At 65.9% G+C, this 25,267-nt stretch carries 17 protein-coding genes; 7 read left to right on the plus strand and 10 right to left on the minus strand.

The features are described from left to right. Positions 1-30: 30 nt before the first annotated feature. Positions 31-957, minus strand: a complete 927-nt coding sequence (gene blaPEN-bcc, locus AC3WLY_RS05575; protein WP_492308131.1) for a PEN family class A beta-lactamase, Bcc-type — start codon at positions 955-957, stop codon at positions 31-33. A 128-nt stretch (positions 958-1,085) separates the two neighbouring features. Between blaPEN-bcc and penR the strand changes: the two genes are divergently transcribed. Continuing rightward, entirely contained in the window at positions 1,086-1,976 is an 891-nt protein-coding gene (gene penR, locus AC3WLY_RS05580) for a beta-lactamase transcriptional regulator PenR (protein ID WP_310132650.1), read from the plus strand. A gap of 496 nt (positions 1,977-2,472) precedes the next feature. On the opposite strand, the gene AC3WLY_RS05585 is transcribed toward penR, so the two are convergent. The 5 genes from AC3WLY_RS05585 to AC3WLY_RS05605 all read right to left on the minus strand — a co-directional run bounded on the left by AC3WLY_RS05585 (position 2,473) and on the right by AC3WLY_RS05605 (position 13,365). Continuing rightward, complete coding sequence (locus AC3WLY_RS05585) at positions 2,473-2,724, minus strand: hypothetical protein (protein ID WP_034180596.1); 252 nt, start codon at positions 2,722-2,724, stop codon at positions 2,473-2,475. 96 nt (positions 2,725-2,820) lie between these two features. Further along, positions 2,821-5,043, minus strand: a complete 2,223-nt coding sequence (locus AC3WLY_RS05590; protein ID WP_175959636.1) for an amylo-alpha-1,6-glucosidase — start codon at positions 5,041-5,043, stop codon at positions 2,821-2,823. 180 nt (positions 5,044-5,223) lie between these two features. After that, entirely contained in the window at positions 5,224-10,818 is a 5,595-nt protein-coding gene (locus AC3WLY_RS05595) for an autotransporter domain-containing protein (protein ID WP_492308130.1), read from the minus strand. Positions 10,819-11,430: 612 nt separating this feature from the next. Next, positions 11,431-12,090, minus strand: coding sequence for a YdcF family protein (locus AC3WLY_RS05600; RefSeq protein ID WP_347067636.1), 660 nt, complete (start codon positions 12,088-12,090; stop codon positions 11,431-11,433). A 240-nt stretch (positions 12,091-12,330) separates the two neighbouring features. Beyond that, positions 12,331-13,365: a rod shape-determining protein gene (locus AC3WLY_RS05605; RefSeq protein WP_175959639.1), complete on the minus strand. Its 1,035-nt coding sequence runs from the start codon at positions 13,363-13,365 to the stop codon at positions 12,331-12,333. Between the two features lie 268 nt (positions 13,366-13,633). Here AC3WLY_RS05605 and AC3WLY_RS05610 point away from each other — a divergent pair, with 268 nt between their 5' ends. After that, entirely contained in the window at positions 13,634-16,003 is a 2,370-nt protein-coding gene (locus AC3WLY_RS05610; RefSeq protein ID WP_175959640.1) for a patatin-like phospholipase family protein, read from the plus strand. 167 nt (positions 16,004-16,170) lie between these two features. Here the strand turns inward: AC3WLY_RS05610 and AC3WLY_RS05615 are convergent, their stop codons facing one another. Both AC3WLY_RS05615 and AC3WLY_RS05620 read right to left on the minus strand, forming a co-directional pair. Continuing rightward, positions 16,171-17,301, minus strand: coding sequence for an ATP-binding protein (locus AC3WLY_RS05615; protein ID WP_492308129.1), 1,131 nt, complete (start codon positions 17,299-17,301; stop codon positions 16,171-16,173). Positions 17,302-17,365: 64 nt separating this feature from the next. Then, the gene (locus AC3WLY_RS05620; protein ID WP_072444290.1) at positions 17,366-18,076 is read right to left on the minus strand and encodes a response regulator; all 711 of its coding nucleotides are present in this window, start codon (positions 18,074-18,076) and stop codon (positions 17,366-17,368) included. A gap of 219 nt (positions 18,077-18,295) precedes the next feature. Between AC3WLY_RS05620 and AC3WLY_RS05625 the strand changes: the two genes are divergently transcribed. Then, on the plus strand, positions 18,296-19,210 hold the full coding sequence (locus AC3WLY_RS05625) for a glutaminase (protein WP_492308128.1): 915 nt from the start codon (positions 18,296-18,298) through the stop codon (positions 19,208-19,210). Between the two features lie 264 nt (positions 19,211-19,474). On the opposite strand, the gene AC3WLY_RS05630 is transcribed toward AC3WLY_RS05625, so the two are convergent. Then, positions 19,475-20,365, minus strand: coding sequence for a LysR substrate-binding domain-containing protein (locus AC3WLY_RS05630; protein ID WP_492308127.1), 891 nt, complete (start codon positions 20,363-20,365; stop codon positions 19,475-19,477). 233 nt (positions 20,366-20,598) lie between these two features. On the opposite strand from AC3WLY_RS05630, the gene AC3WLY_RS05635 reads away from it, so the two are divergent. The 3 genes from AC3WLY_RS05635 (at position 20,599) to AC3WLY_RS05645 (ending at position 22,636) form a co-directional block, all read left to right on the plus strand. Then, positions 20,599-21,063, plus strand: coding sequence for a Rid family hydrolase (locus AC3WLY_RS05635; protein WP_492308126.1), 465 nt, complete (start codon positions 20,599-20,601; stop codon positions 21,061-21,063). A gap of 428 nt (positions 21,064-21,491) precedes the next feature. After that, the gene (locus tag AC3WLY_RS05640) at positions 21,492-22,061 is read left to right on the plus strand and encodes a YdeI/OmpD-associated family protein (protein ID WP_492308125.1); all 570 of its coding nucleotides are present in this window, start codon (positions 21,492-21,494) and stop codon (positions 22,059-22,061) included. 359 nt (positions 22,062-22,420) lie between these two features. After that, a complete protein-coding gene (locus AC3WLY_RS05645) occupies positions 22,421-22,636 on the plus strand; it encodes a DUF3820 family protein (protein WP_310132627.1) in 216 nt (71 codons plus the stop codon). 183 nt (positions 22,637-22,819) lie between these two features. On the opposite strand, the gene AC3WLY_RS05650 is transcribed toward AC3WLY_RS05645, so the two are convergent. Further along, positions 22,820-23,692, minus strand: coding sequence for a LysR family transcriptional regulator (locus tag AC3WLY_RS05650; protein ID WP_175959646.1), 873 nt, complete (start codon positions 23,690-23,692; stop codon positions 22,820-22,822). A gap of 95 nt (positions 23,693-23,787) precedes the next feature. Here AC3WLY_RS05650 and AC3WLY_RS05655 point away from each other — a divergent pair, with 95 nt between their 5' ends. After that, on the plus strand, positions 23,788-25,212 hold the full coding sequence (locus AC3WLY_RS05655) for an MFS transporter (RefSeq protein ID WP_492308124.1): 1,425 nt from the start codon (positions 23,788-23,790) through the stop codon (positions 25,210-25,212). Positions 25,213-25,267 lie beyond the last annotated feature (55 nt).

Genomic DNA, 25,267 nt, shown 5'->3' on the forward strand with positions numbered 1-25,267 from the left:
CATCCCGTCGCGCACGCCGCATCGCCCTGCTCAACCGAATGCCGCAACCACGACGCGCGCGACGTCGGCGATCACATCGTCCTTCGCCCGCGCATCGGCACGCGCCTGCGTGTAATACACGGCCAGCACGATCGGCGCACGCGACGGCGCCCACACGACGCCCGCGTCGTTCGTCGTCCCGTAGTCGCCGGTGCCCGTCTTGTCGCCGACCGTCCACCCGGCCGGCACGCCCGCACGAATCCGCTTGTCGCCGACCTTGTTGCCGCGCAGCCACGTGACGAACTGCGCACGCTGCGCGGCCGGCAGCGCATCGCCGAGCGCCAGCACGCGCATGCTCGCGGCCATCGCGGCCGGCGTCGTCGTGTCGCGCAGGTCGCCCGGCAGTGCGGTATTCAGTTCGGTCTCCCATCGATCGAGCCGGAACGTGTCGTCGCCGATCGAGCGCGCATATGCGGTCACCGCCGACGGGCCGCCGATCAGCTTCATCAGCAGGTTCGCGGCCGAGTTGTCGCTGTACTGGATCGTGGCCTCGCACAGTTCGGCGACCGTCATGCCCGCACCGACATGCTTCTCCGTCACCGGCGAATAGTTGACGAGATCGGCCTTTCCGTACGTCACGCGCTGTTGCAGCAATCCCGGACGCGCGACGCTCTGCGCGAGCACCGCCGCACTCAGCATCGCCTTGAACGTGCTGCAGAACGGGAAGCGTTCGGCGGCGCGATGCTCCACGCGCCGGCCGCTCGCTATGTCGATCGCGCACACGCCGAGACGGCCGCCCGCGTCGCGTTCGAGATGGACGAGCGTCGCCGCGGCGGCAGCGGACGCCACAGCCGCCGCTGCGTCCGTGGCCTCGTCCGGCGCAACGGCCTGCGACGACGCGCACGCCGCGACGGTCAGGGCGAGCGGCGCCGTCGCGGCGGCCAGCAACAGGGTTCGACGTTTCGATGAGTAGGTCATGTCGGTTGTCTCGTGATGGAATGAACGCGAAATGGTGTTGAAAACGGCCGGCCGCCGAGACAGCACTATCGGGACTTTACGGTTCCCTGACAAGCAACGATAATTGAGCGCTGACAAAAGAAAATCTTATGACTAAGCTCCGCCCTCATCTTCCGCTCAATGCGCTGCGCGCGTTCGAATCGTCCGCGCGCCACCTGAACTTCACGCGCGCCGGCCTCGAGCTGAGCGTGACCCAGGCCGCGGTCAGCCAGCAGGTGCGCTCGCTCGAGGAACGGCTCGGCTGCACGCTGTTCACGCGGCTGCCGCGCGGGCTCGGGCTCACCGACGAGGGGCGCGCGCTGCTTCCCGTGCTGAGCGATGCGTTCAGCCGCATCGAGACGGTGCTCAAGCAGTTCGACGGCGGGCGTTTCCACGAGGTGCTGACGCTCGGTGTCGTCGGCACCTTTGCCATAGGCTGGCTAATGCCACGGCTGAAACAGTTCGGCGATACGCACCCGTTCGTCGAGCTGCGGCTGCGGACCAACAACAACGTCGTCGACCTCGCCGCCGAGGGCCTCGACTTCGCGATCCGTTTCGGTGAAGGCAACTGGCCGGCGACGCGCAACGAGCGCCTGCTCGATGCGCCGCTCACCGCGCTGTGCGCGCCGGAAATCGCGCGGCGCCTCGCGCAGCCGGCGGATCTCGCGAATGAAACGCTGCTGCGCTCGTACCGCACCGACGAATGGCTCGGCTGGTTCGACGCCGCGCAGCTCGAACCGTGGACGGTCAACGGGCCGGTGTTCGATTCTTCGCGGCTGATGGTCGAGGCCGCGATGCAGGGCGCGGGTGTCGCGCTCGCGCCGGCCTGCATGTTCGCGCGCGAACTGCAGCTCGGCCTGCTCGCGCGGCCGCTCGACATCGACGTGCATGCCGGCGGCTACTGGCTCACGTCGCTGAAGTCGAAACCGCTCACGCCCGCGATGACGCTCTTTCGCGACTGGATCGCGGCCGAAGCGGCCGACCCGGCGCAGGCCGCGTAACGCGGCTGCGCTTGTCCACAGAAAGTGTTGGCAAGGATGTGGATATCCTGGGTACCCGGGACCTAAGCCCTTGATCGCGCACGAATTACCGCCGCGACGCAGACATCGGGCAGCCCGTACGCACGGGCCTCGCATGCCGATCGCGTTCAGGCCGGATCCTCAACCATTGCGACGCAATCGATGGCGAGTTGTCCACAGATTTTGTTGGCAAGCCTGTGGATATCCGCCAGACCAGACGCGTAACATATTGATACACAAGGGGATTCGATTTACGGACCTTGACGGGTCAATGATGCGGCAGCGCAAGGTCATTCGAACCGCACGCCGGGCGCGGGCCGTGCACCCGGCCGGTTCTCCACAGATTGTGTTGGCAAGCTTGTGGATATCCTGCGCATCGGCCGCCTAACTCATTGAGCGCAAGGGAATTTGTGCTTCGTCTGCAGAATCGGGCAGCGCCGGCGCCGCCCGTGCGGCGGGCGCCGGCGCAATCCGCGCGTCAATGCCGGTCGAGCCCGCCGCGCAATTCGCTCGCCTTGTCGCGCAGCGCTTCGTAACCTGAGCGCGCATGCTCGGGCAGGTCGGGATCCCCGATCAGTGCGCCGAGCGTTTCGATCAGGCTGAACAGGATGCCCTTCGCCGCGCCGACCGCGATGCTCTGCGATTCGATCGACTTGTGCAGGTGGTCGACCGCCGCCTCCAGATTCTCGAGCTTCTGTTCGCCGTCGTCGGGCCGGTTGTCGGTCGTCATCGTCTACCTCCGCCATCGTTCAAGGGTCATGTCACGATTCTATGCCGCTGCGTGCAAACGTGGCGCGACATCGCACAACGTTTGCACGTCGCCGCACTACAGCACCGCGACCACCTTCACGCGGCCCGGCTGCTCGGCCGATGCGATGACATGGCCGTCGACGCGGCGGAACGTCAGCGACACGGTTTCGTCGCCGACGCGCAGCGCATCGATCCGCAGCCAGTCGACGCCTTCCGGCAGCGTCGGGCGCTCGACGCGCACCTCGTGGCGCGATGCATCGATGCTCACGCCGAGGCACGCCTGCAGCATCATGAACGGCGCACCTGCCGCCCACGCTTGCGGCAGGCACGCGACCGGATACGCGGTCGGCGGTTCGCCGCGCCGGCGCGGGAACCCGCAGAACAGCTCGGGAAGCCGCATCTCGAAGCTCACCGCCGCCTCGAACAGCGCGCGCAGCAGGTTCACCGCGGCCGTCTTGTCGCCGTAGCGCGCGAGGCCGCGTGCGATCAGCGCATTGTCGTGCGGCCACACCGAGCCGTTGTGATACGCCATCGGGTTGAAACGCGGCTGGCCGGCCGCCAGCGTGCGGATGCCCCAGCCCGTCTGGAACAGCGCCGAGCCGAGCACGCCGGCAACCGCCGCGCCGCGCTCGGCATCGGGCAGCCCGAAGGCGAGCAGGTGGCCCGCGTTCGATGCGAACACGCGGCACAGGTCGCCATGACCGTCGAGCGCGATCCCGTAGAAATCGCCTTCCGGCATCCAGAACAGCGCGTCGACCTGCTCGCGCAGTGCCTTCGCGCGCAGCGCGTAGCGCGTGGCGTCGGCCGCGTGGCCGCGCCGGTGCGAGCATGCCGACATCGCATCGAGCGCCGCGCACGCATAGGCCTGCACTTCGACGAGCGCGATCGGCCCGTCCGGAAAGCGGCCGTCCTCATGAAACACCGAATCGTGACTGTCCTTCCAGCCCTGGTTCGCGAGGCCGCGCTCCGACGTGCGCTGATAATCGAGCAGTCCGTAAGGATTGCGGTCGCACTTGTCGATCACCCATTGCGCGGCGCGCTCGAGCGCGGGCCACAGCTCGTCGATCAGCGCATCGTCACCGGTGCGCTCGACATACGCGCCGGCCAGCACGATGAACAGCGGGGTCGTGTCGACGCCGCCGTAGTACAGCGCGAACGGCACCTCGCCCGTCGCGGCCATCTCGCTGCGGCGGAACTCGTGCATGATCTTGCCGGGCTCCGCGTCGCGGAACGCGGACGTTTCGCGCGCCTGATGCTCGGCCAGGAAACGCAGCACGCCGCGCGCGAGCGACGGCTGCAGCCACAGCATCTGCAGCGACGTGATCACCGCGTCGCGGCCGAACGGCGTCGAGAACCACGGAATGCCCGCATACGGGTACGGCCCCGTGTCGAGCTGCGTCGTGAGCAGCCCGAGATCCGCGAGCGAACGATCGAGCCATGCGTCGAACAGCGGATTGCCGGTGTTCACGCGCGCCATCGACTCGCGCCGCGCGCGCATCTCGCGGTGCACGCCGACAAGCGCGGTGCGCAACGCGACGCGGCCGCACCCGGGCCCTTCGATGTGCGCCGGGCCGAGCGTCGCGTCGACGGTCAGGTAGATCGACACGCACGCCTGCGCGGCGATCGTCAGCGTGTAGTCGGCGCGATCGACCGACAGTGCGTCGGGCGCCGGCGAGAAATGCACGGTCACGTTGCGCTCGACGCCGTCGAGGCCGTCGTAGCGCAGCCGCACCGCGCCCGCGTCGACGCGCGGAGCAGCCACCGTGCCGCGCTTCGGGCGCTGCGTGCCGCGCACCTCGAACATGTCCTTGAAATCGGCCGCGAACGACAGCGACAGCGGCACCTCGGCTTCGCTCGCGCCGTAGTTCGTCAGCGTCAGCGCTTCGTACAGTATGTCGCCCGCGAGCACGCGCATCCGTTCGATATGGATCACGCCCTCCGGCGTCTCGTGGCCGCCGAGCGGCGGCAGCGGGCGGTTGGTCAGGTGTGCGGTAAACGATGCGTTGTCGGCGCTCGTCGCGCCCGACAGCAGCGACGGCGCGCGGCCGCCGAACGTCAGGCGCCATTTCGACAGCACGCGCATGTCGTCGACGAACAGGCCGTCGTCGTGGCCGCCGATGTCGCCGAGCGCATCGCCGACCACGAATGCGTCGCCTGATTTCAGCACGTACTGGTTGCCGCGCGCGAGCGCCTGCGGATCGGCTTCGGGTGCGATGAATGCAGGGCCCGACACTGGGGTCGGGGCAACAGGCGCGACTTGCGGCGCCTGCGTCGTCGTGGCTTCGGCGTGATTCGGCATCGATGCTCCTGTGTCGAGGCGCAACGCGCGGCGCGCGTCGCGTGTTTCGCACAGGATAGGCCAGAACGGGGGACGCGCGCAGCGACGAAACGGCCGCGACGCCGTGCGACGTTTCCGTCGCCGCATGGCGTCGCGAGCGGGCGCCGGGGCCGGCGCCGACGTGGGCGTGTTACGCGCCGGTCAGAACTTCCACAGGATGTTGCCGAGCACGGCGTTGTCGCGCACGCCGCTGCCGTACTGGCCGCTGTACGTGAGGCCGAGCGTCAGGCGCTTCGTGATGTTCGCGTCGATGCCGGCCTCGAGCACTGCGCTGTCGCGAGCAATCGGCACGCCCGACACCTGGAACGACGTGCCGCCGTTCGCGAACGCGAACGTCGACGACGGCCGCACGTTGCCGAACGCGTGGCGCCAGCCGACCGTCCCGCGCGCGGTGAACGTGCCGCTCGCGATCGAGCCGAGCTGCGACGCCGCGCGCAGGCCGAGCGTCGAGAAGCCGACGTGGGTCGTCTCGCCGCCGGCGCGCAGCGCTGCCGCGCCGCCGCTTTCCGTATAGCCGTCGGTATGCAGGTTCACGTACGCGATGCCCGCGAACGGTTCGAGCGCGATGGGCCCGACCGGCAGCGCGTAGCCGACTTCGCCGAACACCTGCGCCGAATTCGCGTTGTAGCCGGCCGAGTCGTGATCGGAGAAGCCCGCGAAGCCCGGATAACGGTCGCTGTTGATCCGGTACCACGTGTACGACGCGCCGCCGCGCACGCCGAGCGCACCGTACTGCGCACCGCCGTACAGCGACAGGTAGTAGCTGTTCACCGACGCCGACGAACTCTGGTCGTTGTCGAGCGAGCCGTGCGTGACGCCCGCGGCCAGGCCCGCACGCCACTTGTCGTTGAGCGCCATGTCGGCACCGGCGATGAAGCCCGTCATGCTGCGCTTGATCGTCGATGCGTTGCCGTCGCCGGCAAGCCGGCTGCGGCCGCCGAACGCCTGCCCCCAGACGACCGGCTGGTAAGGCGTGCCGCCGTAGCAGCCGTCGCGCGAACCGATCCGGCGTTCCGACGACAGCGTCGGGTCGACCGCGCCGGCCGTGTTGTCGCCGCACAGCGCGGCACCGCCCGACGACAGCGCCGCGAGCGGGCCCGATCCGGGCGCGAGACCCTGGCGGACGCGATCGGTCACCGCGTCGCGCACATAACGGCTGTCGAGCAGCAGCATGCTCTTCAGGCTCGCCTGCAGTTCGCCGTCGAGCAGCCCGTATGCGCGGCGCGCGGTGCCCGCGTCGGCCGTCAGCACCGCGTCGTACAGCGGGTTGCCGGCGCCGAGCCCGCCGAGCGCGGTCGCGACCGCGCGCTGGTTCGGCGTCGTCGCGACGTCGGGCAGCGCGGTGCCGTTCCCGACCAGTTGCAGATACACGTGATCCGGATCGTAGCTGAGGGTCGGCATCAGGAACGCGTAGTTCGCAGTCACCTGGTTGAATGCGCCCTGCACGCCCGACGAGGCGGTGAGGATCGTGTAAGTCGTGCCCGGCTGATAGCCCGTCTGGTTCGCGAGCACTTGCACGGTGCCGCCGTTCAGCGTCGCCGTGCCCGTCGCGGCGACGCTGCCGCTTTGCTGCGGCGTGGCCGCGACCTGGAACGTCGAACCCGGCTGGAACGTGACGTTGCCGGCCACGTTCAGCGCCGTGCCCGGCTGCGATGCGGCCGCCGTCGCACCGCCCTGCACCACGAGGCCGCCGATCGTGCCCGTGCCCGTCAGCGTCGCGCCGTTCTGCACGGTCACGGCCGACTGGGCGAGCGAACCGTTGACGGCGAGCGTGCCGGCGCTGACGGTGGTCGGGCCGCTCAGCGTATTCGTGCCCGTCAGCGTCAGTTGCCCGCTGCCGGCCTGCGTCAGCGAACCGGTGCCGGACAGCACGCTTGCAACCGTCACGCTGCCGGACTGATTGAACACCAGCGCGCCGTTGTCGACGACGTTGCCGGCGATGCTGCCCGACGTGCCGCCGTTGCCGAGTTGCAGCGTGCCGCCGGCCGCGATCGTGGTGCCGCCCGTATACGTGTTGCTGCCGGTCAGCACCTGCGTGCCGCTCGCCACCGTGACGCCGCCCGTGCCGGCGATCGCTCCGCCGAATGCGGTGCCGGCGCCGTTCAGCGTCAGCGCATTCGCGCCGAGATTCACGTTCGTGCCGGCCGCGCCCGACAGCGTGCCGATCGTCTGCGCGCCTGTCGCACCGCTCACGTCGAACGTCGCGCCCGCGCCGGCCAGGCTCACCGCGCCCGTCGACGCGAGGCTGCCGCCCGCACCGAGCGCCAGCGTGCCCGCGTTGATCGTCGTGCCGCCGGTGTAGGTGTTCGCAGCGGTCAGCGTGGTGGTCGCCGCGCCGTTCTTCACGAGTGCGCCCGCGCCGGAAATCGCACCGCTCAGCCCGAGCGCGTTGCTGCCGCCCAGCGTGAGCGCCGCACCCGTGCCGAGATTGACCCCGTTGCTCACCGTCAGGCTCGCGTTCGTATCGAGCGTCGCCGCGCCGCCGACGTTCAGCGCGCCGGTGCCGAGTGCCGCGGCGTTGCCGAGCACGACGCTGCCGCTGTTCAGGTTCGTGCCGCCGGTATAGGTATTCGCACTGTTCAGCGTCTGCGTGCCGGTGCCGGCCAGCGTCAGGCTGCCCGCGCCGCCGATCGTTCCGCTGAACGTGCCGCTGGCGGTCCCGCCGAGCGTCAGGGCGTTGCCGCCAAGGCTGATGTTCGTTCCCGCGACGCCCGACAGCGCGCCGAGCGACTGCGCACCCGTTGCACCGCTCAGGTCGAGCGCCGCGCCCGCGCCGGCCAGGTTCACCGCGCCGGTCGACGCGAAGCTGCCGCCCGCGCCGAGCGCGAGCGTGCCGCTGTTGATCGTCGTGGTGCCCGAGTACGTGTTTGCGCCGGTCAGTGTCGTCGTCGTCGCGCCGTTCTTCACGAGGCTGCCGGTGCCGGAAATCCCGCCGCTCAGCGCGAGGGCGTTGCCGCCGCCCAGCGTGAGCGCCGCGCCCGTGCCGAGATTGACCGCGTTACCGACCGTCAGGCTCGTGTTCGTATCGAGCGTCGCCGCGCCGCCGACGGTCAGCGCGCCCGTGCCGAGCGCCGCGGCGTTGCCGAGCACGAGGCCGCCGCTGTTCAGGTTCGTGCCGCCCGTATAGGTGCTCGCGCCGTTCAGCGTCTGCGTGCCGGTGCCGGCCAGCGTCAGGCCGCCGGTGCCGGAAATCGCGCCGCTGAAGGTGCCGCTGGCCGTACCGCCGAGCGTCAGCACATTGCCGCCGAGGCTCACGTTCGTGCCCGCCACGCCCGACAGCGCACCGATCGCCTGCGCACCGCCCGTGCTGATGTCGAGCGCCGCACCGGCGTTGGCGAGATTCACCGTGCCCGTTGCCGCGAGACTGCCGCCCGCGCCCAGCGCCAGCGTGCCCGCGTTGATCGTCGTGCCGCCTGTATACGTGTTTGCGCCCGTCAGCGTGGTGGTCGCCGCGCCGTCCTTCACGAGGCTGCCCGCACCGGAAATCGCGCCGCTCAACCCGAGGGCGTTGCTGCCGCCGAGCGTCAGCGTGGTGGTCGTTCCGAGATCGATTGCGTTGCCGATCGTCAGGCTCGTGTTCGTATCGAGCGTCGCCGCGCCGCCGACGGTCAGCGCGCCGGTGCCGAGCGCCGAGCCGTTGCCGAGCACCAGGCCGCCGGCGTTCAGCGTCGTGCCGCCCGTATAGGTGTTCGCGCCGGACAGCGTCAACGCCGCCGCGCCGTTCTTCACGAGCCCGCCCCCGCCGGCGATCACGCCGCCCAGGCCGATTCCGGTGCTACCGACGAGCGTCAGCGTCGTGCCCGTCGCGATATTGACGCCGTTCGTGAGCGACACGTTGGTGGTCGCATCGAGCGTCGACGAACCGTTCACGTTCACCGCGCCGAAGCCGAGCGACGTATTGCTGCCGACGGCGAGGTTGCCGCCATTCAGGTTCGTGCCGCCCGTATACGTGTTCGTGCCCGTCAGCGTTTGCGTGCCGGCGCCTGACAGCGTCACGCTGCCCGCCCCGCCGATCGTGCCGGCATAGGTCGCATTGGCGCTGCCGTTGAGCGTCAGCGAATTGCCGCCGAGGTTCACGTTCGTGCCGGCCGCGCCGGCCAGCGAGCCGATCGTCTGCGCGCCCGATGCGTTGCTCACGTCGAACGTCGCGCCCGCGCCGGTCAGGTTGACCGTGCCCGTCGCCGCCAGGCTGCCGCCCGCGCCCAGCGCGAGCGTCCCGCTGTTGATCGTCGTTTCGCCGGTATACGTATTCGCGCCGGTCAGCGTGGTGATCGCCGCGCCGTTCTTCACGAGGCCGCCGGCTCCGCCGATCGTGCCGGCCAGCCCGAGATCGTTGCTGCCGCCGATCGTCAGCGTCGTGCCAGTGGCGAGATTGACCGCGTTGTTGAGCGTCACGTTTGCGCTCGTGTCGAGCGACGCGTTCGTGTTGACGTTCAGCGCGCCCGTGCCGAGCGATGCATTGTTGCCGACGACCAGGCCGCCGCCGTTCAGGTTCGTGCCGCCCGCATACGTGCTCGCACCCGACAGCGTCAGCGTGCCGCTGTCGTTCTTCGTCAGCGCGCCAGCGCCCGTCACCGTACCCGACAGCGTGAGCCCGGTCGTGCCCTGCACCGTCAAGCCGCCGCCGTTGAGCGTCACGTTGTTGGAGACGTTGAGCCCTGCCGTGCCCGCCTGCAGCGCGCCGCCATTGGCCGTGACGTTGCCGGTGCCGAGCGACGCATTGTCGTTGATAATCGCGACGCCGCCGCTCAGCGTCGCGTCCTGCGCGGTAGACGCACCGTTGATCGTCCAGTTGCCGCTGTTGACGTCGAGGTGGTTGAAGTTGATGTAGTTGTTGACCGCGATCGTACCGTTCGCGGTGGCGCCCTGCTGCAGATTGAGCGTGTTGTTGCCACCCGCGCCGCCATCGACGACGCCCGTCGCCGCGACGCCGAGCGTGACCGGGCCGACCGTGATGTTGAACGCGCCGCCGGTGCCGCCCGCCGTGTTGACCGACGAGCCCGTCACGGCATTGAACGTGTTGGTGCTGTTCGCGCCCATCGACACGCCGCCGTTGATCGTGCCCGAGTTGGTAAACGTATTGCCCTGACCGGGCGTGCCGCTCGAGCCGAACGATACGCGGCCGGTGATCGTTCCGCTGTTTGACATATTGACCTGACCGCCGCCGTATGCAGCGACCACGGGCGCGTCCGCGCCGACGAGGGTCGCGCCGACCAGCGGGCTGGAGCCGATCGTGCCGGTGTTCGTGATGTCCGACGTACCGCCCGTGCCGTTCTGCACTGACAGCGCCATGCCCGTCACGCCGCTGATCGCCACCCCCGTCGAACCGTTCATCGTGCCGTTATTGACGACGGTCGTGTGGCTCGCCGACGCGTTGCCGACCACGGCTCCGCTCGACAGCACGCCGAGCCCCGAGCCAAGCGCGGAAGGATCGATCGTGCCGTTGTTGGTCAGTGTGTTGTTGTTGCCGGTCAGCGACATCGCCGTGCCGCCGACGCCGAGCAGCACGCCGACGCTCGCGCCGGGGTTGACCGTCACGTTCAGGTTGTTCGCGCTGTTCGCGTAACTGGGAGCCAGCGGGTTCGCAACGCCGGAACAGGTCACCGTGGTGCCTGCCGTGCTGCAGGTCGCATGGGCGGGAACGACGCCGGCGCCGGACAGCGCCAGGAAAACACCGGTCGGCAACAGCAGCCTCGGAAACGGCTCGCCGGCTTTTTTCGAACGCGCAAGATTCATGCTTTCCCTCATTTTTTCTTTGATATTGGTATTGCGCCTACGCCGAACGGCATGCAGCAGAAAATCCGCGGTCAAAAGCGTGCCCGCCGGCGGTCGCGATGCGACGTCGGTTTATTCGTGATGAATTTTTGATAAGCCCCGGACTGCGGATGCGAAACTAGTCGAATGGCATGATGGCGGCCCCTGATTTTATGCAGCGACTTTCTGGTTGATTTGATTACTGCCCTGCTTTTTGTCAGACAAGGCTATATCAAACTCACGCCATTTTCCAGTTGCTGCTGTTTTCCCATCGGGTCAAGGGCGGAATGAGCATGTATTTTTTACCCGCCAACGCGTACCCGGAAGCAGAATCCCGTGTTTTCGCCGGCTTGTTTTGATCTTTCTCAAAAACACCGGAATCGCCGCATCCGTGGAAACGCTGATATACGACCTCGATTCAGGGAACACGATTTTTGCAGCGCAATATTTTCATTCTGGCGAATCGCTTACGCGGATAATAACTATCCGTTTAATAAACAATACAAGCCGGATTTTCACAAACCCGCCAAAATTGCCTCATTTCCGTCTCGCATCAAACCTTAAACGCGAATCGTTATCGCTCCGTGCGCTGTCTTATGAAAACAGGCTCATCAGGTAAAGCATCGGCCGGAACGAGACCGGCCGCGCGTCGGGATTCGCCCACAGACGCATCGCATACACCGCGTAGGCCGGCACCTCGCGCCAGCTCGAATAGACATCGCGCAACTGGAAGCGGCGCGGATACGCGGCGGAGATGTTCGCCCGCGCAATACCGACGCGCTCGAACGCAAGGCGCGCCCGCGCAAGGTGGTAGTACTGGCTGACGATCAGCACGCGCGACAGGCGGTGCGCCTGCAGGTACGCAAGCGTGTGCCGGGCGGTCGCGAGCGTGTTGTCGCCCTGGTCGTCGACGGCGATCCGGTCGGCCGGCACGCCGCGCGCCACGAGATAGTCGCGCATGGCCGTCGCTTCGTTCAGCCCCGGGCCGTCGATCGCGCCGCTGACCAGAAACGCCGGGCACTGCCCCGTGCGGTAGCAGCGCACGCCGACGTCGAGCCGGGCCGCGAGCACGGGCTTCGGCGCACCCGTATCGTCGAGCGCGTTGCCGAAGATCACGGCAACGTCGGCCGGTTCGCTCGGCATCCGCATCCCGTACGCGACGAGCGCGACGGCTGCGGCAACCCAGATGCCCGCGACGACGGCCAGCAGGCGGCCTGCCCGGGCCGCAAAGCCCCGTTTGGTTTGGTAATTCAAGGTTTTCGGTCTCTCAGGTCGTCGGGCGTATCGGCTGGCCCGGCCCGGCATGGGCGCGTAACGCTAGCACGGCGCGCTCGCGCGTGTCCACGCGGCCGGCCGATGCCGGCCCGTTACCGACCTGTTGGGAAGAAGACCGACTCGCTTTGCGCTGGAGGGCAGGCCGGCGCTATGGAGATCGAAAGAATGTGAGCGGCTGCGTTGCGCAGTGATGCCCGGCCCGAACCGAATCGAACCGCGTCAATCGGCCGGACACATCGCCAGCCGCCCCATCGCCTCGCCGGCGCCGCGCACCGCGCAGGTGGCCGGCTCGTCGGCGATCCGTGCGATCACCCCCGTCTCGTCGTACAGCAGGCGTTCGAGATCCGCGAGCAGCGCTCCGCCGCCCGTCAGCACCACGCCGCGATTCGCGATGTCGGTCACGAGTTCGGCCGGCGCGTTTTCCAGCACCGATTTCACCGCGCCGATCACCTGCTTGAGCGGCGCGGCCAGCGCGTCCGCGACGTCGTGGTTGGACAGCTCGACCGAGCGCGGCAGGCCGTCGCCGATGCCGCGCCCGACCGCGCGCGTCGTCGTGCGCGGCACCGCGCTGGTGGCCGAACCGATCGTCTTCTTCACGTGCTCGGCCGTCTGCTCGCCGAGCAGCACGCCGTACAGGTTGCGGACATGGTTCACGATCGCCGCGTCGAACTGGCTGCCGCCGACGCGGATCGCTTCGCGGTAGACGATGCCGCCGAGCGCGATCACCGCGACTTCGGTCGTCCCGCCGCCGATGTCGATGACCATCGAGCCGACCGGCTCGGTCACCGGCAGGCCCGCGCCGAGCCCGGCAGCCAGCGATTCCTCGATCAGTTCGACCTCCGACACGCCGGCCGCGAATGCGGCCTCGCGGATCGCGCGGCGCTCGACGGCCGTCGCATCGGACGGCACGCACAGCGTGACCTCGACGCGGCGGCCGAAGCGCGAACGCGTGCGCGACATGTCGATGAAGCTGCGGATCATCTGTTCGGCCGCGTGCGCGTCGGCGATCACGCCGTGCCGCATCGGCCGCACGGCTTCGAGATGCCCCGGTTCGCGGCCGAGCAGCGCCTTCGCACGCTCGCCGACGGCCTCGAGCGTCGGCCGCGCGTCGTTCGCGCCGGCCTTGCGGAAGCAGATGACCGACGGTTGGTTCAGCACCACGCCGCGCTCGTGCGTATAGATCTGCGTACTCGCCGTCCCAGGATCGATCGCAACGGGTTGCGCAAACAACTTTCCGAACAGCGGTGTCGACATATCAAGCCTTTTTGAACGATCGGGCCGGGACGGCCCCGCCGCATCCCCGCGGCGCGCCTGCCGCCCCATCATGAAGTTAGCGGCAAATCGTGCCGATACTTTAGCCAATTCCGATGATTATTTCGCGACGAAATTGCCGAAAACAGCACTTCGATGGTGTGGGACTCCGAAACGGTCTCTCGCGTTGCGCCTGTAAAACACGGTAATCTCTCGGTCTTGCCTGCTCCCGGCAGGCTTCAGACGCCCGATCACGCCAGGTATTTCCTCCATGACAGCGACCGTTTCCTCCCGCTGGGCGCGGGTGCGCCCGCTCTGCACGACGCTCGTCGCCTTCTGGTGCTGCACGGTCGCCGCGCAACCGCTGCCGGCCACCGCACCCGCCGCTTCCGAGGTCGCCGTTGCCCAAGCGCCGTCTGCCATGCCGGCCGCGCCCGCCACGCCCGAGCACATCTGCACGGCCGAAGGCGGCCAGGCCGGCCGCCCGTCGATCGGCCTCGTGCTGTCCGGCGGCGGCGCGCGCGGCTACGCGCACCTCGGCGTGCTGAAGGTGCTCGAGGAAAACCGCATTCCGATCGACTGCATCGCGGGCACCAGCATGGGCGCCGTGGTCGGCGGCCTGTACGCGAGCGGCATGGCTGCCGAGGACATGCAGAAGCGCCTGTCGGAGGTCAACCTCGCCGACGTCGCGTTCGACGTGACCGACCGCGCCGACCTCCCGCAAAGCCGCCGCGAGGACGAGCGCTACTACATCAACGGCCTGACGCTCGGCTTCGGCGCGAAAGGCGTGAAGGCACCGGCCGGCCTCGTGCAGGGCAACCGGCTGCAGGCGTTACTCGCGGACTGGACCGCCGCCGTGCCGACCAACCAGCCGTTCGACCGGCTGCCGATTCCGTACCGCGCGGTCGCGACCGACCTGCAGACCGGCCAGATGGTCGTGCTCGACCACGGCTCGCTGCCGCTCGCGATCCGCGCGAGCATGGCGATGCCCGGCCTGTTCGCGCCGGCCGAGATCAACGGCCGCGCACTGGTGGACGGCGGCCTCGTCAGCAACCTGCCGGTCGACACCGCCCGGCAGATGGGCGCGAACGTCGTGATCGCCGTCGACATCGGCTCGCAGCTGCGCCCGCTCGACGCGCTCGCGTCGCCCGCCGACGTGATGCAGCAGATGGTCGGCATCCTGATTCGCCAGAACGTGACCGCGCAGCGCCAGCAGCTCGCCGCGCAGGACGTGCTGCTCACGCCGAACCTCGGCTCGCTCGCGTTCACCGATTTCCAGAACGCGGGCCAGGCGATCGCCGCCGGCGCGGCTGCCGCGACCGCGGCGCTGCCGAAGCTCAAGCGCTTCGCGCTCACGCCCGAGCAATACGCGGCGTACCGGTCGGCCCACGCACAACCGCTGCCGCCGCCGGTCCGGATCACGAGCATCGAAGTGCGAACCAACGGCGGCGTGCCGAAACGCGTCGTCCACGATGCGCTGCACGTGAAGCCGGGCGACATCTACGATCCGAACTCGGTCAGCAAGGACCTGCTTGCGCTGACGACGAGCGGCAACTTCGAGAGCGTCACGCAGCAGGTCGTCAGCGAGGGCAACGAGAACCGGCTCGTGATCGACGCGCGCGAGAAATACTGGGGGCCGAACTTCCTGCTGTTCGGGCTCGGGATGTCGAGCAGTTCGAGCGACGAAGGCGGCTTCCGCCTGCATCTCGGCTATCGCCGGCCGTGGCTCACCGAGTCGGGCCTCGAGTTCCGCGGCGATACGACGCTCGGCAGCGACCGGCAGTCGGTCCATCTCGAACTGCGCCAGCCGCTGTCGTCGAGCACGGGGCTCTATGTCGCGCCGTACGCGGAATACGAGCGGCGCTTCGCGAACGTCTACGCCGACGACATCAAGCTCACGCAGTACCGGTTGCAGACCGAACGCGTCGGCTTCGATTTCGGCGTCCCGATCCAGCGCCTCGGCGATTTCCGGGTCGGCCTCGCGTATGCGCACGGCTATGCATCGCCGGATTACAACGTCCCGCTCGACTTCGGGCCGAACGGCCAGCCGACCGAGTTCCTGTTCGACGGCACGAACGGGCGGCAGCTCAGTGCGCGCGCCCGGCTGCTGATCGACCAGCTCGACGATCCGCAATTCCCGCGCAAGGGTTATTTCAGCGAAGTCCGCGTCGAGCGCTCGTTGGTGTCGAGCAACCAGCAGCAGTACACCGAAGTGTTCGGCAAGGCGATCGTCGCGCAGCAGTTCGGGCGGCACAGCGTGAACGCCAGCATCGAGGCCGGCAAGAGCTTCGGCGGCGTGAGCCCGGTCAATCAGCTGGACTTCACGCTCGGCGGCTTCCAGCACCTGTCTGCCTATGCGGCCGACCAGCTCAACGGCAACGCGCTGGTCTACGGGCAGGTGACCTACATGAACCAGCTGATGTCCTTCAACGCATCGCCGATCAAGGCGTTGTTCGTCGGCGCCAGCGCGGAACTGGGCAACGTGTGGTCGCTCGATACGTCCGTCAGCTCGGGGCCGCTGAAGCAGAGCTATTCGTTCTTCACCAGCCTGACGACGTCGTTCGGGCCGATCTATGTCGGTATCGCGCTCGCGCCGGGCGGCCGGCACAACCTGTATTTCCAGCTCGGCCGCACGTACTGACCCTGCGCGGAAGCCGCTTCGGCGGCATCGCCGCGCAGGCGTCAGGGGAACGCGGTACGGACAGTATCCGTGCGGGAAACGCAACGCAGGGAATGCCGACGATGCGCCCGAAACCGCCGCGCGTGGCCGTCATTGCCGTTGAGGGACGGGCCTCGCGCGGCGTATCGCTAGACAGGCCAGCTGATCTCGAAGCGCGCGCCGCCGAGCTCGACCGGATCGACGACCGCGATCCGGCCGTTGTGCGCGTGGAGCACCTGCCGCGTGATCGACAGGCCGAGCCCGTAGCCGCCGGTGCGGCGGTCGAGGCGCACGAACGCGTCGAAGATCCGTTCGCGCTCCTGCTCCGGCACGCCGGGGCCGTCGTCCTCGACGAAGATCCCGATGTTGCCGTGCTCCATCGCGATGCCGACGACGATCCGCGAGTGCGCATACTTGCTCGCGTTGCGCAGCAGGTTGCGCATCGCGTACGACATCAGCCGCCGGTCCATCTTAACGCGCAGGTTCGACTCGAGCGCGACGCGCGACTCGATCGTGCACTCCGGATACAGCAACTGCGCGTCGTTGACCTGGTGCTCGAACCACGCGACGGGCGCGGTCATCTCGAGGTTCGACTGTAGCGAGCTGTATTCGAGCCTCGCGAACGTGAGGCTCATGTCGATCAATTCCTCGAGCTCGGTCACGTCCTGCGCGATGCTCTCGAGCGCGCCTTGGTATTCGGCAGCGGAAGCAGGCTCGCGCAGCATCTCAAGCGCGAAGCGCACGCGTGCGAGCGGCGTGCGCAGCTCGTGCGAGATGCCGTTCGTGAGATCGCGCTGCGCGGCGATCAGCCGCTCCATCCGCATCGCGAGCGCGTTCAGCGTCCGCGCGAGCGGGCCGATGATCACACTGTGCGATTCGCGTGCGCGCGTGTTGAAGCGCCCGCCCGTGAAATCGATCGCGCGTTCGCGCACCATCACGAGATCCGACCAGACCGGCCGCATCCACCGGTACGCGGCGAGCGCGGGCGCGGCGAACACGAACGCGAGCACGATCCAGATATCGCCCGGCAGCGCGTCGAACGCATGCCACACGACCTGCGGCGACAATTCGACGCACAGCGCGAGCGCCGGCACGAGCGCGGTCAGCAGCACGAGGCCGAGCAGATGCAGGTAGGTGCGCACGTAAAGGCGCGACCAGCTCGGAATGCGGTCGGCGCGCGTATCGGTCCACGCGCGACGGAAATGCAGCCAGCGCCATCGGACATAGCGCAGCGTCGACAACGGCAGTGCATCGGGGTGCGAACGGGTTCGTCGGATCATCGCGGCTCCCGGCTGGCGGGCGGATTGCCCGCGCGGAATGTGACGACGTCGCCTGACGGCGGCGTCATTCCCACGCGTGCTTGCTGAATTGATAACCCTTGCTGCGGATCGTCTTGATCCGCTGCGGGTTGCTCGCGTCGTCGCGCAGCTTGCGGCGCAGCTTCGAAATGCGCCCGTCGATCGTGCGGTCGAGGCCGTCGAATTCGACGCCGCGCAACTGCAGCATCAGATCGTCGCGGCTGACGACTTCGCCCGCATGGCACACCAGCGCCCACAGCAGGTCGAATTCGGCCGACGTCAGATCGGGCGTGCTGCCGTCGGGCAGCACGACGGTGCGGTCGGTGCGGTCGATCGAGAACTTGCCGAACGCGTAGCGCTCGGGCTGCGACGCGGCGCTCTCGACCGTGCGCGCGGGCGCGCGGCGAAGCTGCGCCTTGATCCGCGCGAGCAGGATGCGCGGCTCGACCGGCTTGTGCACGTAGTCGTCCGCGCCGAATTCCAGGCCCAGCAATTCGTCGAACGGCTCGTCGCGCGCCGTCACCATGATGATCACGCCGTCGTACTGCTTGCGCGCCTCGCGGCAGATTTCGAAGCCGTCCTTGCCCGGCAGGTTCACGTCGAGAATGACGAGATCGGGACGAATGGACAGGATCGCCGGCACCGCGGCATCACCATGCAGCACAGTGTCGACTTCATAGTCGTTCTTGCGCAGGTAGCCGGCGATCAGCGTGGACAGGCGGGTGTCGTCTTCGACGAGCAGGATGCGAAAAGACATGGGCAACGGTTGGGTCATCGAGGAGGCCGCGGCGGCGCCGGTCATTCCCGACGCCGGCCATCGGCCGAAACGTACCGCATGATACTGCGCCCGCCGATTGCCCGTTTGCCTGTCTCAAAAATAAGGGCGCGATGCCGGTCGCGCTTGACGAATCGGCGCCGGGACGGTTCCATACGGGCTCGCCGGAATCCCGGCCACGCATCTATCCTGCCTGACGTGATGAATTACCAGACCATCCTCGATCGCATCCACACCGAACTCTCCCCCTGGATCGGCCAGGGACGGGTCGCCGACTACATTCCCGAACTCGCGAAAATCCCCGCCGACAAGTTCGGGATGGCCGTCGTGACGCTCGACGGAAACGTTTACACGGTCGGCGACGCGTACGAGCGCTTCTCGATCCAGAGCATCTCGAAGCTGTTCGCGTGCACGCTCGCGTTCCAGCTGCTAGGAGATGCGCTGTGGGAGCGGGTCGGCCGCGAGCCGTCCGGCACCGCGTTCAATTCGCTGGTGCAGCTAGAAAGCGAGCGCGGCAAGCCGCGCAATCCGTTCATCAACGCCGGCGCGCTGGTCGTCACCGACGTGCTGTGCCGCCGCTTTGTGAAGGCCGAGACGGCGCTCGTCGAATTCGTGCGGCGGCTGATCGGCGCGACCGATATCGACTACGATTCGCGCGTCGCGCTGTCGGAACTGCAGCACGCGGAGCGCAACCGCGCGATGGCGCATTTCATGGCGAGCTTCGGCAACATGCAGATGCCGCCCGACACGGTGATCGACGCGTATTGCCGCCAGTGCGCGATCACGATGAACTGCGTCGAGCTGGCGCGCGCCGCGCTGTTCCTCGCGAACGGCGGCGTCGCGCCGGTGACCGGCGAGCGGATCGTCGATTCGAGTTCCGCGAAGCGGCTGTCGGCGCTGATGCTGACCTGCGGCACCTACGATGCAGCCGGCGATTTCGTGTATCGCGTCGGGCTGCCCGCGAAAAGCGGCGTCGGCGGCGGAATCGTCGCGGTGCTGCCCGGCGAGATGGCCGTGTGCGTGTGGGCGCCGGGGCTCGATGCTAATGGGAACTCGCTGGCGGGGACCAGGGCTTTGGAATGGTTGACTACCTATTCGGGGCGGTCGATTTTTTGAGGTGTCACGGTCGAACGCAACTCAACCATTTGCAATGGCGGCAGGTTGGTTCAGCAAGCACCAGCACACGGAATTGGAAATTCGTCCTTTGGCGGCGATCAACCCGAACCAGTCATATCGCTGGCCCAGTATTGGTCATTCGACATGTGCATGAAAGGCGCCGTTGCATTGTCCGGGTATCGGAGCGTGCTGAGCCGTGGTGGCACAGCGTTATCACGTACGAATTGTCGCAAGCCAAATTGATTCGGCCACGGATCACATTTTCTAGCAGCGCCGCAGATTCGCAGACGCAGCTTTCAGCACGTCTGCAAAAGTAGTTGCGGCACGGGTTCGCCCCGTTCCTTTCGGCCATAACAAACCGATATTTCGAGACAACTCCGGATGCGTTACGGGTACCAAGTTGATGCGTTCGAAGCCGGAACCGGCACGCTCCGGAACGATAGTTGCAAGTTGCCCTTCCGCGGCAACTGCCAGAAGCGACTCCGTGGTACCCATTTCTACGACTACCCTCGGTTGGATGCCGGCAGTTTTGAACGCCTCTTCGATTAGGATGCGCGTCGAGAATTTTGGTGTCAGCAGTGCAAGAGGAACTGAATCGAGTGTTTTCCATTGGACCCGACGCTTCTGTGCGAAAGGGTGGCTATGGCCGACAGCAAGGACAAGTCGCTCCGTGAAGAGATACTCCGATTCGACATCGTCCCGCGAAGCTGGATGGAAGGCCAGACCGAGATCGAGTGTCCCGAGTGCCAGTTTTTCCTCAAGCTCAGTTGCGAGTAGATCCTCAACTACGATCCGGACCTTCGGGTACTGCTGATTGAAGGACGAGACAGCTCGAGGCAAAAAAGACAGCGGAAATATCGGGATCGCACCCAAGGTAAAGATTCCCGCGTTGAGCTCGCTCAGTTCCTGCAGCGCACGTCTCGCTCGCATCGTTTCATTGCACGTGCGTGCGGCGTAGTCATGGAAAACCCGGCCGGCCTGCGTGAGCCGAATGCCACGCCCTACTCGATCGAACAGCGCAATCCCTAAATCCTCTTCGAGTTGCCGAAGGGCGTGCGATAGCGTGGATTGTGCGACGCACATTGTTTCGGCCGCACGGGAAAGGTTGTTGAGTTCGACAATGGCCAGAAAATAGCGAAGGTGGCGCAGTTCCATATGTCTCCCAGCGAGCTCAGGCCGGCGTAGCAGCATCGATCGATACTGTCGAACGATTTTATCGAATTAATTCACTTTTTTGATCATCGGTGCGTTCGTATCATTATCTATCGACACAGCCTCGATATCCGAATCGACAACGAGCAGGCTCGTCGCAAGTGGCAGATGTACGTCACGGAAAGGCAATTCAACTGACGGCACCAGGACCGTCAGCCTTACCTCTGGAGCCTCTGATGAGCGTCAACATTGTGCGGTACCGCACCCCCGCGTATCTGGAAGAATCTTGGGCACGTGAATTTTCGGAAGCGATCGAGATCCCTTCAGGCGCGACAATCATTACGTTGAGCGGAGTAGGCGCACTGCCGTCGAATCCCGATACCGAGCCGCACACGATAGACTATTTCGGTGATATACAAACGCAAACTAAAAGTGTGCTGGATCAAATCCAGCGAATCCTCGAAGGAAAAGGGTATGCATTGGGAGATGTGATTGCCGTGCAAGCGCTGTTTGTCGCTGATCCCGCGAACGGCGGCACCCCAAACTACGAGGGTTTTTCGAGCGTCTATGCTCAATATTTTGGCTCGGCAGTGCAACCGAATCTGCCGGTCCGGACTCGCGCACAGGTAGTTGGACTTGTCGAACCGGGCTGGCTGGTTGAGGTGACCGTTACAGCGGCAAAGGTCGCGAACGCCCCCTGACCGTACTGCTTTCGTTCCAATCTCTTTCTTATCGATTCCGCCGCATTGTTGACAATCCCGACACGTCAGCGCGCGGCCTCTTGTGGCCAATCGCGAAGGCCACAGGAGGCGTGCCGCTCACCCATCCAGGCGGTGCCGAAGCAATTACATGCGACTTATCTTCCCCAAGCGCGTGCGTTCAGGCACCTCGGCAGCTGACACCATACACCAGTGGTGCGATACCCTGATCCGGCCACCATCGATTTATATACACGGAGCGCGGGGACGTTGGCATTGGAGTGGTTGACAACTTATACGGGAAGGTCGATTTTTTGAGGCGGGGAAGAACCGGTCAACTGGACGCCCCGCCAGGCAAGACCTCCATCTTCCCGCCGACGGAATACGCGTTGAATTGCCGATAGCCTGAATGCAACCATTCGGATCGCACCATGACTGAGCCTCGTCTGACATTCCGTGACCAGAACGAATGGGAAGGCTGGTTGACGCAAAACGGCGAGACCTCGACCGGGATATGGCTGCGTCTTGCCAAAAAAGGCGCCGGGCAACCCACCTTGACTTACGAACAGGCGCTGGAAAGTGCCCTTTGTCATGGCTGGATCGACGGTCAAAAGCAAACTGAAAGCGAAGCATACTGGTTGCAACGCTTCACTCGACGCTCCGCAAAAAGCATCTGGTCCAGGCTCAACAAAGACCGGGCCGAAGCGCTGATCGCCGCAGGCAGAATGCTGCCTTCGGGCATGCGGGAAATCGAGAAAGCCAAACAGGATGGCCGCTGGGAGGCTGCCTATACGTCCGCCAGCAACTCGGTCGTGCCGGACGACCTGCAGGCCGCACTGGATGCCAATCCCAAGGCCAGCGCGTTCTTTGCGACGCTGAACGGCCGAAACCGCTACGCCATCCTGTTTCGGATACAGAACGCCAAAATGCCCGCAACACGGGTGCGCAAGATCGAAGAGTTCATCGACATGCTGAATCGCGGCGAAACCATTCATTCGTAGACCGGGAAGCCGACAGCCAACGAAGGTCACCGGCCGATGCCGCGCTCAAGGCGGGCAATCCGCAGCGCTCTCCCCGCCTCGGCGCTGGCGAGCGTCGATCAATGCCGGCTGACGGTTATTTATCGCTTTGGCTGCTATTCCGGCGTGGCCGGTCGTTATGACAATCCGGCCGAGCGTTGGATTTTGGCCGCATGCCGCCACACGTGAGCCCAGAAGCCGATCGCCTCTCGCCACTAGAAATCAACGATGGGGCATTCCTACCGTTAGGCCCGGCCGGTTTCAGTCGTCGTGGATCGGTCGGCACACGGTGAGAGCGTCGTGACGGGCGTACGAGAGCGGAAAGCCGTGCACAATACCGCATGCGAGTTCCAGACCTTGAATGCCTTGTCACCGTCACCATGCCCTTCGGAAAATACAAAGGCCGACTCATCGCCGATCTACCCGGGCATTACCTCAATTGGTTGGCCCGCGAAGGGTTCCCCCGGGGCGAGCTCGGCCGGCAGCTCGCGCTGATGCACGAAATTGACCATAACGGCCTGAGAGGCTTACTCGAGCCGCTGCGCAAACGCGGATAGCGCCGCAATCACGTGCTATTGACCCCGGTGCGCCATACCGGCCCTGCATCGATTCAGTGGTTGTCGTTGATCGTGATCGGTGGCAGCCGACCCTATCCGGGCAATCGTGAATTCACGCAAAGAATGTCCACTCGAGCATGCATATCGGACGCCTACGCCCAAGTTTGCGAGCGTTGAATGGCGTTACGATTCGGCAATCGGCTCGAATGTCTTACGGACAACGTCCACGATGAAGTCAATGACCGCGCGAATCATCGCGGAATACCTCAGATCGGGGTGCACAACCAGCCAGATTTCGCGATGGAAAGGCTCACCGTCGAATGGCAGGCGCTGCAGTGCGGGATCACAATCGCCCATGAACACCGGCAGGCCTGCAACACCAACTCCCGTGCGGGCGGCCGCCTGCTGTGTGGTGATATCACTCACCTCGCAGACGATTCGGCGACCTTGAGCGATCGACTGAAGCCACTTCTGATGCGGCATCTCTGCGTATTGCGCTTCATAGCCGATGAATGCCCAATTGTCCGATTCCGACGCCTGCACGTATTCACGGCTTGCATATAGCCCAAAGGACATTTCGCCGAGTTTGCGGATGACGCTTCGTGGCTCCTCGGGACGAAACAAGCGCACCGCGATGTCTGCTTCGCGACGCCCCAGCGACACGCTTTGCGCTTGACTGGCGATCGCCAACCGAATGCCGGGATGCGATTGCGCGAACGCATGCAGGTGGTTCGCGAAGAGATTATTCGCGAGGACCGGCGGCGTGCTAATCGTCACTGTACCCTGCATGGGCGCCTGCTCTGCCAGTGCCAGCCGTTCGATGGCGAAGGCGTCCTCCTCCATCTTCGCGGCGAACCCGAGAATCTGCCTGCCCGTGGCGGTCAGTCGACAGGCGCGTGGCAACCGATCGACGAGGCGCATGTTCAACTCGGCTTCGAGTGCGCTCAAGCGTCGGCTGACCGTTGCGTGGTCGACCTTCAGCCGCCGGGCTGCTGCCGAGAGGCTGCCCGATTGTGCGATGGCGACGAAGAAGCGAAGGTTTTCCCAGTCGAACATCAGTGCATTTTCTCCGGGTTGATGTGCGATTTTACGGAATATCCGCACAGAGGGCGATCCTTTACGCTGCACCTTCCAAATTCGAAGGATCGCCAATGCAGACACCCTCAAAACTCCATCCTGGACTGGTTCAGATCGCGACATGCCTCGGTTTCGTCGTCGTGCTGGTCGACGTCAGCGTCGTCAATGTCGCGCTCGACGCGTTGCGATCCGCCTTCCGAGCAGACATCACGGGTCTGCAATGGGTCGTTAATGCGTATGCTCTCGTCTTCGCGTCGTCGCTGCTGTTGGCGGGGGCGCTCGGCGACCGGTTCGGAGCAAAGCGCGCCTTCATGGTCGGCTACGCAATCTTTACGTTTGCGTCGATCGGCTGCGGCATTGCGTGGTCCCTGCCGGAACTGATCGCCTGGCGTCTTGTCCAGGGTGTGGGCGCGTCACTGCTGGTTCCGAATTCGCTCGTCATCCTGCGATTGGCATTTCAGGACACTGCGGCGCGCAGCCGGGCAATCGGATGGTGGGGAGCAGGCGGCGGCATCGCGCTGGCCGCCGGCCCGGTGATCGGTGGATTGCTTGTCGCTGCACTCGGATGGCGCAGCATCTTCTTGGTGAACGTGCCCCTCGGCGTCGCCGGCATCTGGATGACGTGGCGCTTTGCGCCCGACACCAGCCCACAACGCGGCCGCAACCTGGATGTTCCCGGGCAACTGACGGGCGCCCTAACACTGGCTGCGCTCACGTTCGCGTTGACTGAAGCCAGCACCCTGGGTTGGGGGAATCCGGTCATTCTCGGCGCATTCGCGCTGTGCGTGTCATCGGGCATCGCATTCATCCGGTTGCAAGCGGGCAATCCCGCCGCAATGCTACCGCTCGCATTGTGGCAGGACAGGACGGTTCGCAGCACGACCGTGATCGGCATGATCGCGAATCTCGTCTTCTACGGCATCGTCTTTACATTGAGCCTGCTCTTTCAGTGGGGCTGGCATATGACGCCCGTACGCACGGGCGTTGCGTTCATGCCGATGATGGGTATTCTCATGATCGTTAATGTCGTCGCCGGGCGACTGGCGAGCCGGATCAGCGCACGCACACTGGCAACGGCCGGCATGCTGATTTCTGCTGTCGGTTATCTGGCGATGCTGCCGGCGCTTGCCGCGCAGTCCCACTGGCTGCTCGCGTTGCCCATGCTGCTGGCTGGCAGCGGCATCGCCCTGACGATACCGACCATTACCGATGCGATGCTTGCTGCGGTATGCAGTGCGCAATCGGGTATTGCGTCCGGTTTGCTGAACGCGGCCCGCCAGGTCGGAGGCGTGATGGGCGTAGCGTTGTTCGGCTTCTTGGTTCGCCATACCGAGATGATCGCATTCATGCGCGGCATGGAGCAGGCGCTAATCGCTTCCGTCGTGTTGTTGGTTGTGGGTGCAGTGACCGCCTTCCGATACCTGAGTGCGACAACGGAGCGGTGCATTCAAACCCGTCGACGGAGTACAACCGTTATCCGCTCCGAAGCGGACGTTTAAGTGCCGTTGCGTCGCAGCGCACGAGTGGCTGGTTGTGGCCGACTGATGCCGATAA

It is taken from the genome of Burkholderia sp. FW306-1C-G01B (genome assembly GCF_058781685.1).

Bases quoted from the DNA above. Each gene is read 5' to 3' on its own strand.
- blaPEN-bcc (WP_492308131.1), bottom strand. From the start codon at position 957: ATGACCTACTCATCGAAACGTCGAACCCTGTTGCTGGCCGCCGCGACG.
- penR (WP_310132650.1), top strand. From the start codon at position 1,086: ATGACTAAGCTCCGCCCTCATCTTCCGCTCAATGCGCTGCGCGCGTTC.
- AC3WLY_RS05585 (WP_034180596.1), bottom strand. From the start codon at position 2,724: ATGACGACCGACAACCGGCCCGACGACGGCGAACAGAAGCTCGAGAAT.
- AC3WLY_RS05590 (WP_175959636.1), bottom strand. From the start codon at position 5,043: ATGCCGAATCACGCCGAAGCCACGACGACGCAGGCGCCGCAAGTCGCG.
- AC3WLY_RS05595 (WP_492308130.1), bottom strand. From the start codon at position 10,818: ATGAATCTTGCGCGTTCGAAAAAAGCCGGCGAGCCGTTTCCGAGGCTG.
- AC3WLY_RS05605 (WP_175959639.1), bottom strand. From the start codon at position 13,365: ATGTCGACACCGCTGTTCGGAAAGTTGTTTGCGCAACCCGTTGCGATC.
- AC3WLY_RS05610 (WP_175959640.1), top strand. From the start codon at position 13,634: ATGACAGCGACCGTTTCCTCCCGCTGGGCGCGGGTGCGCCCGCTCTGC.
- AC3WLY_RS05615 (WP_492308129.1), bottom strand. From the start codon at position 17,301: ATGATCCGACGAACCCGTTCGCACCCCGATGCACTGCCGTTGTCGACG.
- AC3WLY_RS05620 (WP_072444290.1), bottom strand. From the start codon at position 18,076: ATGTCTTTTCGCATCCTGCTCGTCGAAGACGACACCCGCCTGTCCACG.
- AC3WLY_RS05625 (WP_492308128.1), top strand. From the start codon at position 18,296: ATGAATTACCAGACCATCCTCGATCGCATCCACACCGAACTCTCCCCC.
- AC3WLY_RS05630 (WP_492308127.1), bottom strand. From the start codon at position 20,365: ATGGAACTGCGCCACCTTCGCTATTTTCTGGCCATTGTCGAACTCAAC.
- AC3WLY_RS05635 (WP_492308126.1), top strand. From the start codon at position 20,599: ATGAGCGTCAACATTGTGCGGTACCGCACCCCCGCGTATCTGGAAGAA.
- AC3WLY_RS05640 (WP_492308125.1), top strand. From the start codon at position 21,492: ATGACTGAGCCTCGTCTGACATTCCGTGACCAGAACGAATGGGAAGGC.
- AC3WLY_RS05645 (WP_310132627.1), top strand. From the start codon at position 22,421: ATGCGAGTTCCAGACCTTGAATGCCTTGTCACCGTCACCATGCCCTTC.
- AC3WLY_RS05650 (WP_175959646.1), bottom strand. From the start codon at position 23,692: ATGTTCGACTGGGAAAACCTTCGCTTCTTCGTCGCCATCGCACAATCG.
- AC3WLY_RS05655 (WP_492308124.1), top strand. From the start codon at position 23,788: ATGCAGACACCCTCAAAACTCCATCCTGGACTGGTTCAGATCGCGACA.